The following is a 15,517-nucleotide window of genomic DNA, read 5'->3' as shown; positions in this document are numbered from 1 at the left end:
TGCCTCTTCCCTCGGTATCGGACGGTGTGTGGCGTCAGGCGGTGGTGGTGCCGAGCTCGCGGTCGATGTGGGCGAGGATCTCGGCGGTCGACGTCGACTCGATGACGGCGGTCACGTCGGCCAGGACGGCAGGGGCAGCCAGGGCAGCCGGGGCGGCCGGGGCGGTCTCCTGTCGGGCCGCCGGGGGGCTCGCCAGCAGGCCCCGCAGCCGTGCGGCGACCTCGGCCCGGGCCGGCCGGTCGCTGTGGGCCGGGAGCGCGGCGAACGCCCGCTCCAGCCGGTCGAGTTCGGCCGCGAGGAGCGGCGCCCCGGGAGCGTCGCCGGTCCCGGACGACGCTTCGGGACCGGCTCCGGGACCTGCTTCCGGACCCGGAGCCGATCCCGCGTCCGGACCGGCTCCGGTGGCGGCGCGGTCCGGTCGGGTGAGTTCGGTCAGCAGGAAGTCGGCGAGGTCGCCCGGTGTCGGGTGGCTGAAGACGATCGTCACCGGCAGCCGCAGCCCGCACGCCGCGCTCATCCTGGTACGGAGTTCGACCGCCGTCAGCGAGTCGAAACCCATGTCCCGGAACGGGCGGTGCGGCTCCACCACGTCCCCGTCGACCGCCTTGAGCACGGCTTTCGCCTCGGTGCAGACCAGGTCGAGGACGAAGGCGCGCCGCTGCGCGGGAGTCAGTCCGGCCAGTCGCCCGGCCAGCGGTTCCACGGCGGGCGCGGGAGCGGCCTGTGCGTCGTCATCGGCCCCGCCCGGCGTGGCGGCCCCGCCCGGCGTGGCGGCGCCGGCCGGCTCCTCGGCGTCGAGCCAGAACCGCGCGCGCCGGAACGGATAGGTCGGCAGATCGACATGGCGCGCGCCCGTGCCCGCGAACAGCGCCCGCCAGTCCGGGTCCACGCCCCGCAGATACAGCCGCCCCAGCGCCTCGACCACGGCGTGCGCGGCGGGAACTCCGGTCCGTACGAGGGTGACGGCCACGGTTCCGCCGTCCCCGTCGGTCTCCGGCAGCAGGCCGTCCGCGCCCAGCCCGAGGAGCGTGGCGATCCGGGCCGGTTCCAGGGCGCGTGCCGTGTCGGAGGGACGTCCGGACCGCCGGGCCCGGTCGATCCAGTACTCGGGGGAGGTCCACGCGCGTGCCGGGGGCGGCGCGTCTTCGGTGACCCGGATCAGGGGCAGCGCCGACGGGGCGAAGGACAGCCCGGCCACGGACCGGCGGAAGTCGTCCCACTCCGCCTCGCCGGGGTCGGCGAGGCGCAGCAGGCGCCCCCGCGCCGCTGTCAGCGCGGCCGCGTCGGGCAGTGACAGCAGGCCCGTCGCGTATCCGGCGGCGGGCTCGCCCGCCGCGTGGCCCACCACTGCCTCGGGCCGCACTCCCCACGCCTCGAACAGCCGGAACAGCCCGATCTCGGTGGCGAAGTGCGCCTCCTCGCCGTAGCCGTCCCGGTCCTCGCCCGGCGCGGTGGCGGGGTGTGCCGCTCGCGGCCGGTGCCGGTCCAGCTCGGCCGCCGCCGCGTCGAACGCGGCGGCGAACACCGGGAAGACGTCGCGCAGCGCTCGGACCGCGTCGGCCCGTGGCGCCGGGCCGCCGGTGAACGCGTACGCCACGGGGCCGCGCGCCGGGCGCGAAAACCCCTCTCCGTCGGCCACTTCGGCCATGCCGCGCCGGAAGTCCGGTGGCCCGGCGCCGACCACCACGGCGCGGTGCTCCATCGGGGCGCGGGTGTCCGCGAGCGAGAACGCCACGTCCGCGGGCTCGGGCGCCGCCGGGTCGGCGGCCAGTTCCGCCAGGTTACGGGCCTGTTCACGCAGCGCCTCGGCCGATCTCGCCGACACGATCCACGGCACCGCGGGCAGCCCGGGACCGTCCGGCCGGGCCGTCGGCCACGGGCCGGCCGCCGCTTCGGGGGCCTGTTCGACGATCACGTGCGCGTTGGTGCCGCCCAGGCCGAAGGAGGAGACAGCGGCCCGGCGCGGTCGTCCGGTGTCGGGCCAGTCGCACGCCTCGGTCAGCAGGGTCACCGCACCGCTGTCCCAGTCCACTTCCGACGTCGGCCGCTCGGCGTGGAGGGTGCGCGGCAGCCGTCCGTGCCGGATCGCCTCGATCATCTTGATCACGCCGCCGACCCCTGCGGCGGCCTGCGCGTGGCCGATGTTGGACTTCAGGGACCCGAGCCGCAGCGGGCGGTCAGCCGGGCGGTCCTGCCCGTACGTCCTCAGCAGCGCCCGTGCCTCGACCGGGTCGCCGAGAGGCGTGCCGGTGCCGTGCGCCTCCACCGCGTCGATGTCGGCGGGCCGCAGCCGGGCGTCTGCCAGCGCGTCATGGATGACGCGTTCCTGGGAGGGGCCGTTGGGCGCGGTCAGGCCGTTGGACGCGCCGTCCTGGTTGACCGCCGAACCCTTGATCACGGCGAGGACCGGATGTCCCAGGCGTACGGCGTCGGAGAGCCTCTCCAGCAGCAGCAGGCCGGCGCCCTCGGACCATCCCGTGCCGTCGGCTCCGGCGCCGAACGACTTGCACCGGCCGTCCGGGGCCAGCCCGCGCTGCCGGGAGAAGCCCACGAAGGTGGCCGGTGTGGACATCACCGTCACACCGCCCGCCAGCGCCAGGTCGCACTCGCCCCGGCGCAGCGAGGTCGCCGCCAGGTGCAGCGCGACCAGCGACGAGGAGCACGCGGTGTCGACGGTGACCGCGGGCCCCTCCAGCCCGAAGGTGTAGGAGAGGCGGCCGGACGCGACCCCGGCCGCGCTGCCGGAGAACAGGTATCCCTCGAAGTCGTCCAGCGGCAGGTTCGGGCGCGCGCCGTAGTCGTTGTACATGACGCCGGTGAACACCCCGGTCCGGCTGGAGCGCAGGGTGTCCGGCGCGATGCGGGCCCGCTCGAACGCCTCCCAGGCGATTTCCAGCAGCAGCCGCTGCTGGGGGTCGGTGGCCAGCGCCTCCCGGGGCGACATGCCGAAGAACCCGGGGTCGAACAGGTCGGCGTCGTGCAGGAATCCGCCCTGCTGGACGTAGGTCGTGCCCGGCCTGTCGGGGTCGGGGTGGTGGAGGCCCTCCACGGGCCACCCTCGATTGACCGGGAACTCCGAGACCGCGTCGGTGCCTTCGGCGACGAGGCGCCACAGCCGTGCCGGTGTGTCGGCGCCGCCGGGGTAACGGCAGGCGGTGCCGACGACGGCGACCGGCTCGTGCTGTCGCTCCTCCATCTCGCGCAGGCGGTTCCGGGCGTCGACCGCCTCGGCGACCACGCGCTTGAGATACGTCCGGAGTCGGTCCTCTTCGGTCACGTGCATCTCGGATTCTGAACTCATGGCACCGGACAGGTGACACAGGGAATTCCGCACACCGCGTTGCGGCGGCGGGCGGACGGGGATTCGCCGGGGGCTCCGGACCATTGCGCCGCTCGCCCGAAATTCCCCCCGTACGAAACCATCGTGGGCCATTCGGCGGAACCGGTGAAGTCATCAGGCGAAATACGCCCCATACGAATGAACACCGGAACGGTAAGGCGACGACGCTCCGATTATCTTCACGAAACGGGCTGGACCAGGGGTCCGGCTCCGTCCGGTCCGGCCGGGGCCGGATGCGAGCGGCGTCCGGGGAATTCCTGCCCCAGCAGCCGCAGCAGCGGAGCGGCCTTCACCGCGGTCTCCTCGAACTCCGCGTCGGCGTCGGACAGCGCGATGACGGCGCCGCCGACCCCGTACTCGATGCGGTCCCCGTCGACCACCAGCGTCCTGATCACGATGCTGAGGTCGGCGGCGCCGGAGAGCGAGAAGAAGCCGAGCGCGCCCGAGTAGACGCCTCGTGGGCCCTCCTCCAGCTCGTCGATGATCTGCATGGTCCGGATCTTGGGGGCGCCGGTCATCGAGCCGCCGGGAAAGGCCGCGCGCACGCAGTCCACCGCCGACAGCCCTGGTCTCAGTCGCGCCGAGACGGTGCTGACCAGCTGGTGCACGGTGGCGTAGCTCTCCACCTCGAACAGCCCGTCCACCCGGACCGAGCCCAGTCGCGCGCACCGGCCCAGGTCGTTGCGCACCAGGTCGACGATCATCAGATTCTCCGCCCGGTCCTTGGCGCTCGACGCCAGGTCGGCACGGAGCGCGTCGTCCTCGGCCGGTGAGGCCGCGCGCTGCCTGGTGCCCTTGATCGGCCGGGACTCGACCGTTCCGTCCCCGGCGACCCGGATGAACCGCTCCGGGGAGGAGCTGAGCACGGACAGTCCGCCGAACCTCAACTGGGCCCCGAACGGCACCGGGTTGCCGGTCCGCAGCAGCTTGTACGCCTCCGCCGGGTCGAGTTTGCCGCGCGCGCCGAGCATGTTGGTCAGGCACACCTCGTAGCTCTCGCCGTCGTCGATCTGCCGCAGGCAGGTGTCGATGTGTGCCAGATAGCGCTCCCGGTCGTGCCGCAGGCGCAACGTTCCGGCAGTCGTGACGGCCCCGGTGGAGCGTGGGGCCGGCGGGCTGCCGGCGAGTTCCACGAGCCGGGCCTCCGTGCTCGCCGCCCATCGCGCCGCGGGCGCGTCGTCCGGCCCCTCGGCCAGCGCGAGGAGGTGCACGGTGCCGTCGTGGTGGTCGAACGCGATCGCCCGGTCGGCGAAGAGCATGGCCGCGTCCGGGTGGTGCGAGCGGTGTGCGCGCTCGCCGCCGCACTCGGCCTTCAGCTCGTAGCCCAGGTATCCGACCCAGCCCAGGGCGAAGTCGAAGGGAAGCGCGGGCACTTCGGTGCGCAGCGCGGCGAGGTCGGCCCGGAGCCAGTCGAAGAATCCGCCGGGCTCCCGCACCGTGCCCTCCGCCGACTCCACGCTCACCAGGCCCGCCCACACGTCGGCCCTGACCACGCGGGCCAGGGGGCCCTTGGCGTCGCCCATGAACGAGAACCGTCCGTCGCGCTCACGCGGCCCGCTGCTGTCCAGCCAGAACGAGCACGCGGAGTCGCGGTACAACGCGTCGTACACGGTCTGCGCGGTCACCGCGATGTCCAGCGCCCGGTGCAGCACGCGCAGCCGACGCACCTCCGCCGGGGCGGGAGACAGTCGCGGCGCGGGAACCACGGGAACCGCAGAGGCCGCAGAGGGTAAGGGGGCCGGAGTGACCAGCGGGGACACGGAGGTCACAGAAGTCACGGGGGTCACGGGGGTCACGGGCATCCCGGAAGTCGCAGCCGCCACGCGGACCGGGTCGGCCGCCGCCTCCGGTTGTCGCTCGTACCAGCTCCGGGTCAGATCCGTGAAGTTGCGCAGCAGTTGCCGGCCGTGCTCGGTGCACACCGACTCCGGGTGGAACTGCACGCCCCACAGTGGCCGGTGCCGGTGGCGCACCGCCATCAGCAGGCCGTCCGGGGTGTGGGCGATCTCCTCGATCTCCTCGGACATGTTCTCGGCGATCAGCGAGTGGTAGCGGACCGCGGAGAACGGCGACGGCAGCCCGGCCAGGATGTCGGTCCGCTCGTGCAGCACCGGCGAGATCCGCCCGTGGTACGGCTGCGGCGCGCGCCGGACGGTCCCGCCGAACGCCTGGCAGATGCCTTGGTGCCCCAGGCAGACCCCGAGCACCGGAACCGCGGCGGACCGGATCACCTCGGCGCACACGCCGAAGTCCGCCGGGCGGTCCGGCCGGCCCGGTCCGGGCGAGATGATCACGTTGTCGAACCGCTCGCGCCGCACGGCGGCCGCGTCGATCTCGTCATTGCGCCGTACGACGGGCTCATCCCCGGTCACCTCGGCCAGGTGGTGGAGCAGGTTGTAGGTGAACGAGTCGTAGTTGTCGATGATGAGTGTGCGCATCAGACCTCACGAAATCCTGCGGACGATTCGTTCGACGGCGCCCGCGGGACGGCCGCGAGAACGGGCGGAGGGCGGCAGCGACGAAAAGCCGGGGAACGGGAAAAGGAAGGGGAGTTCGGGACGGCCGCGCTTCGGCGGCGCACCGCGTCGCGGTGCGTTCCCGCAGCGCCTGCGAAAAGCGTAGTGCGAACGGCGGCGTCTGTGGAAAGCGTAGTGCCAACGGCCATGACATCATCGTCCCGCTCGGCCGCCTCATGAGCGCCGAAAGCCCGCTGAACACTCGTTGGAGCGCATTCTTCAGCGAATCCTTCACCCGGAAGTGTGACCCGGTTCCGCAACTCGCCGGAATGCGGGCACCATCGGGACGGTAACTCCGCCCGGGAGGCGCCAGAAATCCATGAAGACGTCGCAACTGCCCGCCCTGACAGGTCTGCGCTTCGCCGCCGCCGTGACCGTCTTCGCCCAGCACTCCAGCAGCGTCTGGAACGGCGGCAGCGAGAACGCCACGCTGCTGCGCGTGGCCTTCTCGGGAGTGTCGTTCTTCTTCCTGCTGAGCGGGTTCCTGCTCAGCTGGTCGTGGCGGCCGGGCCGGGGTGCGCGCCGGTTCTGGCGGGGGCGCGCGGCGAAGATCCTTCCCGTGCACCTGGTGACGCTGGCGGCCGGTCTGCTGCTGGCGGTAACGGCCGGTGGGCTCCCCCCGGTTCGCGCCTGGCTGCCCAACGCCCTGCTCGTCCAGTCCTGGTCGCCCGGGTTCAGCATCCTGGACCCGGGCGTCAACGGGGTCTCCTGGTCGCTGTGCTGCGAGGCGCTGTTCTATCTGCTGTTCCCGCTGCTCGCGCCACCGGTGCACCGGATCGCGCCCCGGCTGCTGCCCGCCTGTGCCGGGGTGTGCGTGGCGGCCGTGGCGCTGATCCCGCTGCTGGTCGTGACGGTGCGCCCGGCGCTGGCCGGTCAGACCACGTTCGGCCCGTTCCCCGACACCACGCGTCAGATGTGGCTGGTCTACTCGTTTCCGCCGGCCCGGCTGCCGGAGTTCGTCCTCGGCATGGTGCTGGCCCGGATCGCCAAGGAGGGGCTGGCCCGTGGTGTCCGCGGCTGGCACGGAGCGGCGGCGTATGTCGTGCTCTATCCGGTGGCGGTCGCGGTCCCGCTGGTCTGGGGCGCCGTGGCGGTCACGGTCGTGCCGCTGGCCCTGGTGCTGCTCGGCACCGCGGGCGCCGACCTGCGCGGCGTCCGGTCACCGCTGCGGCACCCGGTCGCGGTACGGCTGGGGGAACTCTCGTTCGCGCTGTACATGTGCCACTTGCTGGTCATCGACCACGGCTGCCGGCTCCTGGGCTGCGCGCGGGCCACCGGTACGGCGGTCAGGGCGGTGGACACCGCGGTGCTGCTGGCGGTCTCGCTCGCCCTCGCGTGGCTGCTGCACACCCTGGTGGAGCGGCCGTTGATGTTCAGGCTGCACGGCACGGTACGGCCCCGGGGCGGCGCGGCGGAGCCCGCGCCGCCGCCGGCCGGAGAGCCGGTGGCAGAACCCTCGCCGGCCGGAGGCCCCCCGCCCCCGGCCGCGCCGCCCGGCCTGCCCGCTCCGGTCCGCCGGACGGACACCAGGCCCCACGGAAGGATCGGACGATGAGCACACAGCCACCCCCGAACGGGGACCTGCCGACGGCCGGAGCACGGCGGACCGGCCCGCCGGAGGACGCCGCCCAGGAGCGCCGGCCGGTCACCGTGATCGGGCTGGGCCTGATGGGCTCCGCGCTGGCGGCCGCTTTCCTGCGCGGCGGGCACCCGACCACGGTCTGGAACCGCTCGCCGGAGAAGGCGGATCCCCTCGTCGCCCGTGGCGCGGTCCGCGCCGCGAGCGTGGCGGACGCCGTCGCGGCCGCCCCGCTGGTCGTCGTCTGCGTCACCGGTCATGACGCCGTCGTGGACGTCATCGACGCCGGCCGGACCGCCCTGCCCGGCAAGGTGCTGGTCAACCTCGCCTCCGGCTCCTCCCGCCAGGCCCGCGCCCTCGCGGACCGTACCGCCGCACTCGGCGGCCACTGCCTCGACGGCGCGATCCTGGCCACCCCGGACGGTATCGGCGACCCCGACGCGGTCATCCTGTACGGGGGGCCGCAGGCCGTGTTCCGGGCGCACGCCCCGGCCCTGGCCGCCCTGGGCGGCGGCGCCACGTATCTCGGCGCCGACCCGGGCATCCCCTCGCTCTACGAGGTGGCCCTGCTGGACATCATGTGGACGAGCCTCACCGGTGTCCTGCACGCGATGGCCCTGGTCGGCACGGAAGGCATCGCGGCGACGGAGTTCGCGCCGTTCGCCGCGATGCTCTACACCGGCGTCGGCTCCTTCGTGCCGCGCTACGCGCAGCAGATCGCGGACGGCAAGTACCCCGCCGACGACTCGACCCTGGGCACCCACCTGGCCGGGATCAGGCACCTGACGGAGGAGAGCGGCGACCGCGCGGTGGACGCGCGACTGCCGCTGTACGTCCAGGGACTCATGGAGCGGGCCGTCGCCCGGGGCCAGGCCGGCGACAGCTTCGCCCGCCTCGTCGAGCAGTTCGCCCCGCCCGAGAACCGGGGCCCGTCCGCTCGATGACCGTGCCGGATGCGGGGCCGGGGCCGCGGGACGAGCCCGACCCCCGGCACACCCGCCCCGGCCCCGGCCCCCGGATCACACCACCACACCGTCGATCTGGAACGTCTGCACCGACGCCGCCGCGAACGGCACGCTGAGCTGCTTGCCGTTGAGGTACGTGTCGGCGCGTTCGGTGTACAGGTCGCCCGCGCCGGACGTCAGCGTGTTCCACCGGCGTACGAGTCCGCCGGTGGAGCCGGTGACCTGGGTGAAGCGGGAGAGGTCGAAGGTGAGGGTCTGGGCGGCGCCGGAGTTGACGGCCACGACGACCAGACGTCGCCGCGCCGGGTCGTAGGCCGCCGCAGCGTGGCCGACGCCCGTGTCCAGAATGGTCATCCCGGGGCGGATGTGCCGGCTGAACTGGGCCATCACGTAGTACTTGGTCTGTACGGCACCGGCCTGGAGCGTGCTCGGGTCGTAGGCGATCATCGCCCAGCCCGGGGACGGGTCCATCACCTGCCAGTAGCAGTACGCGGTGGGGTGCAGCCAGCGGAAGTCGAGGCAGAGGTTACTGGCCAGGGACAGGCCGCTCGCGTCGTTCTGGCCCGTCTCGGAGTTCCAGAGCTTCTTGCCCGCCGTGGTCACGACGTCCGTGTAGAGCAGGTCGCGACGGCCGCCGGATCCCTGGTAGCCGTGCACATTGACCTGGCTGACCAGCGCCTTCGTCGCCGATCCGAAGGAGTTCCAGGTGGTACGGGCCAGGTCGTAGCTCGTCTCGTCGGAGGCGGAGATCCGGGTGCCGGTCAGACCGCGCCTGTCGAGTTCGCTCCGGAGGTACGGGAGGACGGCGGCCTGCGCGGACGCGTCGAAGTGGCAGCCCTCCTGGGTGCCGGTGGCCGTCCACCAGCTGGACGCGGGCTCGTTGAAGGGGTCCACGGTCGCGAAGTTCACCCCCCAGTCGTTCTTCGCGCGGAGGGCGACCGCGGCGAGGTGGGAGGCGTGCTGGCGGTAGTTCCAGGACTGGAGGTTGTTGCCGCCGTCGGCCGCCCCTGACGGGTTGTGGTTGAGGCACATCCACCACATCGGCGAGTTCGCGAACAACTCGCTCACCGCGCCCCGTTGGACCGCCTTGACCAGTGCGGCCCGCTGGGCGGCGTCCGCGCTCCAGTTCCACGCGGAGGACGCGGGGTCCTCGTCCCGCCAGTCCTGCCAGTACCCCTCGATCTGCTTGAACGCGGGGATGTTGGGGGAAGCCGCCATGCTCTCCCCGTTGACACTGTTCCAGCCGCACGCGCCGAGGTTGTAGCGGGCGATGTTCAGCCCCAGCCCCGGCAGGGTCCGCCCGTTGTACGCGACGGACCTGGTGGTGAAGAACAGGTCGGCGAAGTCGTCACGCTCCCCGAACACATGGGCCCACCACGCCAGCGACGTCCCCCAGCCCTCCCATGTCCCGTAGGTGGCGCCGGGGTTCACCGCGATCGTCTCGTCGGCCCGCGCGGTGCCCGTGGCCAGTGCGCCACCGAACAGTGTGCCGCCCGCCGCCGCGGCGAGCAGCGTTCTGCGTCTGACCATCGGACTCCTCACCTGACACTCCACGAAGTCGCGTGCATGACAAACACTTCGAGAATCGGGGGCTCCCACGGGATTGTCGAGAGCCATGACAGCGCTTTCTGTCCCACCGGTGCGGCGTCGGCGTCGCGGTCGGGCGGAAAGGGCCGGATGTCGCCGCGCATCCGCCGAGGACGCACAACCGTCCCGCACAACCGTCCCGCCTCCCCGCGAGTCTCCTCTCGCACCATCACTGGGCTGTGCCCGGGACTTCGGAGGACTCCATGAGACCCGTGAGATCCGTGAGATCCACATCGACGACCCGCGCGCCACGGCGCGCGGCGACGGCATCGGCCGTCAGGGGACTGGCCGCAGGAGCGATCGGCGGGCTGCTCCTGATGTCGGCGGCGGCGCCCGCCGTCGCCGCCGACAGGGCGGAACCGGGAGCGGAGCTGGTGTTCGGGCGGACCGCTCCCGTGGACGGCCTGCGGCCCGGCGGCACGCACGAGCAGTCGTTCACGGTGCGGAACAGAGGGACCGCGCCCGCCACCGATGTGGTGCTGTTCCTGGACGGCACGAAGGGTCTGTCGTTCACCGAGAAGTACTCGAACTGCGTGTACGAGGAGACCCCGGCCCAGGACGAGGGCGCGGCCCAGGTCAACGCCGTCTGCGACATCGCGGAGACCCTGGAGCCGGGCGTCACGTACGTGCCGGAGGAGCCGGTGGGCGTCCACGTCCTGGACCACGCGCTCTACGAACACCTCTCCTTCAGCGTCCTGGAGGCGGGCTCCGTCTTCCCCGGGGACCCCCAGCACGGCGGCGGCGCCGACCCGGTGCTGCGGCTCGTGGAACGGCGGCCGCAGCCGGCCGATCCGGGCACCCCGTACGTCGGCGAACGGCTCGATGTCGCCATGACCGCCGAGAACACCGCGGACTTCGCGCTCACCGGGGCGAAGGTCCGGGGCCTGGCGGGCGAGACCGTCACGGCGGACGTGACGTTCGCCAACCGGGGGCCCGCCTGGGTGGCCAATGACGTCAGCACGCCCATCGGCGTCTTCGACGTCGGGATCCCCCCGGGTACGACGGTCGTCGGGGCCCCGGAGTTCTGCGTTCTGGCCAAGGCGGCCGGGACCACCACGTACCGCTGCACCACGCCCTACGGATACGCCGACGAGGACAGCGAGCGCGCGTACGGCTTCCGCCTCCGTATCGACAAGGTCGTGCCGAACGCCACGGGCGGCATCGCCTTCGTCAAGGGCGACCACCGCTGGGGCACCCTCCCGTTCGACAAGAACCCGGCGAACAACACGGCCGCACTCGTCGTCAACGCGTCCGGCGGTGAGGAGACGAGCGGCGGGACGGGATCGACCGGTGGCGGTACGGGAGGCGGCACGGCGGGCAGCTCGGGAGGCGCTTCGGCGGGCACCTCGACAGGGGGCGGTGCGGGCGGCGGTACGGGCGCCTCGCCCCAGGGCGGCAGCACACCGCCGCCCGCCGAACTGGCCGAAACCGGCGCCGGCGCGGGCCGCGGGCCCCTCCTCGCGGGCGCGGCCGTGGCGGCGCTCCTGGTGGCCGCCGGAACCGCCCTCACCGCACGCCGCCGCCCGGGGTCGCGCGGCTGAGACGCCCCCGGCGCACCGTGGTCTCAGCGCGGCTCAGCGCTGCGGTACGCGGAAGGTCACCGGGCCGCGGTGACCGGCGCGGTTGACCGCGCGGACCCCGAAGAAGAGGTTGTCCTTGGACAGGTCCACGTGGTGGCTCGTCGCGCCCGTGGCCCTGACGACATGGGTCCACTCCGGCGCGGTCGTCTCGCGCCACACCACCTCGTGGCCCGTCAGGTCGGGTTCCGTGCCGGGGTCCCAGACCAGTTCGGTGGCGTTGGTGAGCGCGCTGGTGAGGATCCGTACGCCGCTCGGCGCCGCCGGAGCCTGGGCGAGGGTCCACAGCGCGGCCCCGTTGACCTTGGCCACGCGGGCGATGTAGCCGAAGTCGCAGAACTCGGGCAGGTCGCCGTACCGCCGGCCGTCCTCCACCCGTACGTCCTGGTGCTGGTGCGCGAAGTCCTCGGCCGGTTCGGTGAAGCGGGCGGCGGGACGGCCGCGCTCCAGGAACGGGATGTGGTCGCCGCCCCGCAGATAACGGTCGCGGCGGTGGACCACCCGGACGTTCATGCCGGTGGCGTCGTTGTCCGCGACATCGCGGACGAATCGCGCGAGCTGGCGCGAGGGCGCGTCGTTCTCGCCGCCGACCGAGCGGCGGACGGCGGCCTCCTCCGGTGTCTCCGAGGTGGGCACGCCCTCGGCGAAGAGGCGTACGGTGTACGGGTCCCGGGTGCCGTCGTCGGCCGTGGAGCTGCCTACGGTGTCGTTGATGGAACTCACCGCGTTTCCACGTCAGTTCGCCCGGACCCGCCGCTTCTCGCTCGGAGTCCCGCAGCGGTTCACCGTCTCCCCGGACGGCGAGCGCGTGCTGTTCCTGCGATCCGTGTCCGGCACCGAGCCGCGCAGTCTGCTGTGGCTCCACGAGAACGGCGAGGAGCGGGTCCTCGCGGGCGCGGGCGAGTGCGCGGGCGAGTGCGAGAGGGAGAGCGCGGGGCGTGGCGAGGAGGCGTCGTCCGCCGGAGTCGTCTCGTACGCGACCGACCGCCGCGCGCGCGTGGTGGCGTACGTGCTGGACGGCGCCCTGCACACCGTCACCACCGACGGCGGCGCCCCGCGCCGGATCTCCGTCCCGGCCCCGGTGACCGACCCGCGCCCCTCCCCCGACGGCTCCCTGATCGCGTATGTCTCCGGCGGCGCGCTGCGCGTCGTACGGACCGACGGCACGGCCGACCGGCCGCTCGCCGAGCCGGAGACCCCCGACGTCACCTACGGGCTGCCCGACCACGTCGCGACCGTGTCCATCGGCCGCACCCGCGGCTTCTGGTGGTCGCCGGACGGGGGCGCGCTGCTGGTGGCGCGGGTCGACACCTCGATGGTGCGGCGCTGGTACGTGGCCGACCCCGCCGACCCGGCGCGTCCACCGCGCGCCGTCCGCTATCCGGCGGCCGGCACGGCCAACGCGCAGACCTCGCTGCGGCTGGTGACGGTCGGCGGCGAGCACACCCCGGTCGCGCTGCCGCGCGAGGCGCCCGGGTCCGACACCCCGGTCGGCGTCTGGCGGGACGCCGCGTTCGAGTACCTGGTCGCCGCCGACTGGGACCACATGGGCCCGACGGCCACCGTCCAGACCCGCGACCAGCGCACGGCGTGGGTCCTCGGCGTCGACCCGTCGACCGGCGCGGTGGAGCCGCTGTCCCGGCACACCGACGACGCCTGGGTGGAGTTCCCGCCGGGCACCCCGCTGCGCACCGCCTCCGGGGTGGCGGTGCTCCCGTACGTCCACGACGACACGCGGTCGATCCGGATCGGGGACGTACCCACGCCGGCCGGTCTCCGGGTCCGCGCCGTGCTGGTCACGGACGGACGCGGCACTCCCGGGCGCGGGGTGGCGTGGCAGCGGACCATCGTCGGCGACCGGCTGACGCCCGTACTGGAGGACCAGATCGACGCGTTGCACGCGGCGGCCGAGCGGAACGGCGCGCTGGATCTGACGCGGGTGGCCATCCGGGGCTGGTCGTTCAGCGGATATCTGGCGGCGGGCGCCGTACTGCGCCGTCCCGACGTGTTCCACGCGGCCGTCGCCGGGGCTCCGCCGACCGACCGGCGGCTCTACGACACCTACTGGGAGGAACGGTTCCTCGGCCATCCGGACGTCCAGCCGGAGCAGTACGAGCGCTCCTCGCTGCTCCCGTTCGCGAGCGGGCCGACCCGGCCGCTGCTGCTCGTGCACGGGCTCGCCGACGACAACGTCTTCCCCGCGCACACACTGCGGCTGTCGGCCGCGCTGCTCGCCGCGGGGCGGCCGCACACTGTACTGCCGCTGCGCGCCACGGGACATCTCGTCGCGCGGGAGGGCACGGCCGACGCGCTGCTCCTGCGGGAACTCGCCTTTCTCAGGGAATCCCTCGGCGCTTGAACAGGTGGGCGGCCGGTACCGTACTACCCCATGAACCGGCGGCACGAGAGCGCGCCGGTGTACGAGTACGGGAACGGGAGCTGGGATGACGGGAACGTACGGGACCGCGCGCGTCGTGACACGCCGGACCATGGTCGCCGCGGCCGGCGCGGCCGGTCTGGGGGCGGCGCTCGTCGCGTGCGGCTCCGACGACACGGACAGCGCGAACGGCTCGGACGGTTCCAGCGGCGCGGCGGGCTCCACCACCGGGCAGCCGGAGGCCGGTGGTGGCTCCGCCGACGCGCTCGCCGAGACCACCGACATCCCGGAGGGCGGCGGGAAGGTCTTCGCCGATCAGGGTGTGGTCGTGACCCAGCCCGTGGCGGGCGACTTCAAGGCGTTCTCGTCCAAGTGCACCCACACCGGCTGCGCAGTGAAGGACGTCTCGGACGGGATCATCCACTGCCCTTGCCACGGCAGCCAGTTCAGCGCGGAGGACGGCAGCGTGAAGGCCGGCCCCGCGACCACCCCGCTGCCCGCCGCGTCGATCAAGGTCTCGGGTACGGCGATCACCCTGGCGTGACGCGGCCCCGGCCCGCGCCCGCCCCATGAACGGCGGCCGGCCGGTCTCACCCTTCGTCGGCAGAAGGTGAGTCCGGCCGGCCGTCCACCCGCTGCGCCACCGTGCGCAGCGCGGCGACCGCCGCCCTGATCGAGGGCCGGCGGTCCGCGTCGGTCCGCCAGGCGGCGTAGACATGACGCCGCATCAACTGCCGTACGGGGACGAAGGCGACGCCCTCCGGTACCGCGCCACGCCCCAGCCGGGGCGCGACGCAGACACCGAGTCCGGCCGCGATCAAGGACAGTTGGGTGTGGTACTCCCCCGCGAGATGCGCGATCCTCGGCTCGAAACCCTTCGACCGCAGCGTGAACATCAGCCACTCGTAACAGAATTCGCCCTCGGGCCAGGACACCCACTCGTCGTCGGCGAACTCCTCCAGGTCCACTTCCCGCCGCCGCGCGAGCGGATGGTCCACGGGCATGGCCACATCGGGTGCGTCGTCGAGCAGATGAGCCGTCGTCAGCCCGTCGGGGACCGGCAGCCGCTTGTTGCTCCAGTCGAGCACCACCGCGAGGTCGATGTCGCCCCGCATCACCCCGCGGATCCCGGACTCGGGCTCCAGCTCGCGGGAGCGGACGCACAGCTCGGGATGGTCGTCGCGCAGCAGCCGGATCGTGGCGGGGAGCAGCCCCCTGGCCGCCGTCGGGAAGGCGGAGATCCGCACATCGCCCACCACCCGGCCGCGCTGTGCCTCGATGTCCGACTGGGCGGACTCGACCTGGGAGATGATCCGCGCGGCGTGGTCGGCGAGGAGCCGTCCCACATCGGTGAGCCGGACGCCGCGCCCGTTCCTGGCCAGCAGCTGCTGACCCACCTCCCGTTCCAGCTTGGCCAGTTGCTGGGAGACCGCCGAGGTGGTGACGTGCAGCCCGTCGGCCGCGCCGCTCACCGAGCCATGGCGGGCCAGGGCGTCCAGTGTGCGCAGCCGCTCCAGATTCAACATGTAAGCAATGCTAATCGATGAGGTACACATAATCTCGCTTGTTCTACGAG

Annotated in this window: 10 protein-coding genes; 5 read left to right on the top strand and 5 right to left on the bottom strand. The window is 73.2% G+C overall.

Translation table 11 applies throughout. The annotated features are described in order from the left end of the window. Positions 1-34: 34 nt before the first annotated feature. Both OG627_RS30350 and pabB read right to left on the bottom strand, forming a co-directional pair. Positions 35-3,277, bottom strand: a complete 3,243-nt coding sequence (locus OG627_RS30350; protein ID WP_443073659.1) for a type I polyketide synthase — start codon at positions 3,275-3,277, stop codon at positions 35-37. A 242-nt stretch (positions 3,278-3,519) separates the two neighbouring features. Then, complete coding sequence (gene pabB / locus OG627_RS30345) at positions 3,520-5,778, bottom strand: aminodeoxychorismate synthase component I (RefSeq protein WP_329070508.1); 2,259 nt, start codon at positions 5,776-5,778, stop codon at positions 3,520-3,522. 397 nt (positions 5,779-6,175) lie between these two features. Between pabB and OG627_RS30340 the strand changes: the two genes are divergently transcribed. Continuing rightward, positions 6,176-7,411 (top strand): acyltransferase family protein, encoded by a 1,236-nt coding sequence (locus OG627_RS30340; protein WP_329070507.1) that lies wholly within the window; start codon positions 6,176-6,178, stop codon positions 7,409-7,411. Beyond that, on the top strand, positions 7,408-8,379 hold the full coding sequence (locus OG627_RS30335; RefSeq protein WP_329070506.1) for an NAD(P)-dependent oxidoreductase: 972 nt from the start codon (positions 7,408-7,410) through the stop codon (positions 8,377-8,379). The genes OG627_RS30340 and OG627_RS30335 overlap by 4 nt, the downstream gene beginning before the upstream one ends. A 75-nt stretch (positions 8,380-8,454) precedes the next feature. Here OG627_RS30335 and OG627_RS30330 read toward each other — a convergent pair whose 3' ends face one another. Next, positions 8,455-9,930, bottom strand: a complete 1,476-nt coding sequence (locus tag OG627_RS30330) for a glycoside hydrolase (protein ID WP_329070504.1) — start codon at positions 9,928-9,930, stop codon at positions 8,455-8,457. Positions 9,931-10,208: 278 nt separating this feature from the next. Between OG627_RS30330 and OG627_RS30325 the strand changes: the two genes are divergently transcribed. Then, positions 10,209-11,528 carry a hypothetical protein gene (locus OG627_RS30325; RefSeq protein WP_329070502.1) on the top strand — a complete coding sequence of 440 codons (1,320 nt, stop codon included), beginning with the start codon at positions 10,209-10,211 and terminating at the stop codon, positions 11,526-11,528. A 33-nt stretch (positions 11,529-11,561) separates the two neighbouring features. Here OG627_RS30325 and OG627_RS30320 read toward each other — a convergent pair whose 3' ends face one another. After that, complete coding sequence (locus tag OG627_RS30320) at positions 11,562-12,287, bottom strand: M28 family metallopeptidase (RefSeq protein ID WP_329070500.1); 726 nt, start codon at positions 12,285-12,287, stop codon at positions 11,562-11,564. Here OG627_RS30320 and OG627_RS30315 point away from each other — a divergent pair. Further along, positions 12,277-13,923 carry a prolyl oligopeptidase family serine peptidase gene (locus tag OG627_RS30315; RefSeq protein WP_329070499.1) on the top strand — a complete coding sequence of 549 codons (1,647 nt, stop codon included), beginning with the start codon at positions 12,277-12,279 and terminating at the stop codon, positions 13,921-13,923. The genes OG627_RS30320 and OG627_RS30315 overlap by 11 nt on opposite strands. Positions 13,924-14,008: 85 nt before the next feature. Beyond that, positions 14,009-14,485, top strand: coding sequence for a Rieske (2Fe-2S) protein (locus OG627_RS30310; RefSeq protein ID WP_329070497.1), 477 nt, complete (start codon positions 14,009-14,011; stop codon positions 14,483-14,485). Positions 14,486-14,531: 46 nt separating this feature from the next. Here OG627_RS30310 and OG627_RS30305 read toward each other — a convergent pair whose 3' ends face one another. Beyond that, positions 14,532-15,467, bottom strand: coding sequence for a LysR family transcriptional regulator (locus tag OG627_RS30305; RefSeq protein ID WP_329070495.1), 936 nt, complete (start codon positions 15,465-15,467; stop codon positions 14,532-14,534). Positions 15,468-15,517 lie beyond the last annotated feature (50 nt).

The sequence above is a fragment of the Streptomyces sp. NBC_01429 genome (assembly GCF_036231945.1).
Classification (GTDB): domain Bacteria; phylum Actinomycetota; class Actinomycetes; order Streptomycetales; family Streptomycetaceae; genus Streptomyces.
This window is presented reverse-complemented; position numbering and strand designations above follow the sequence as displayed.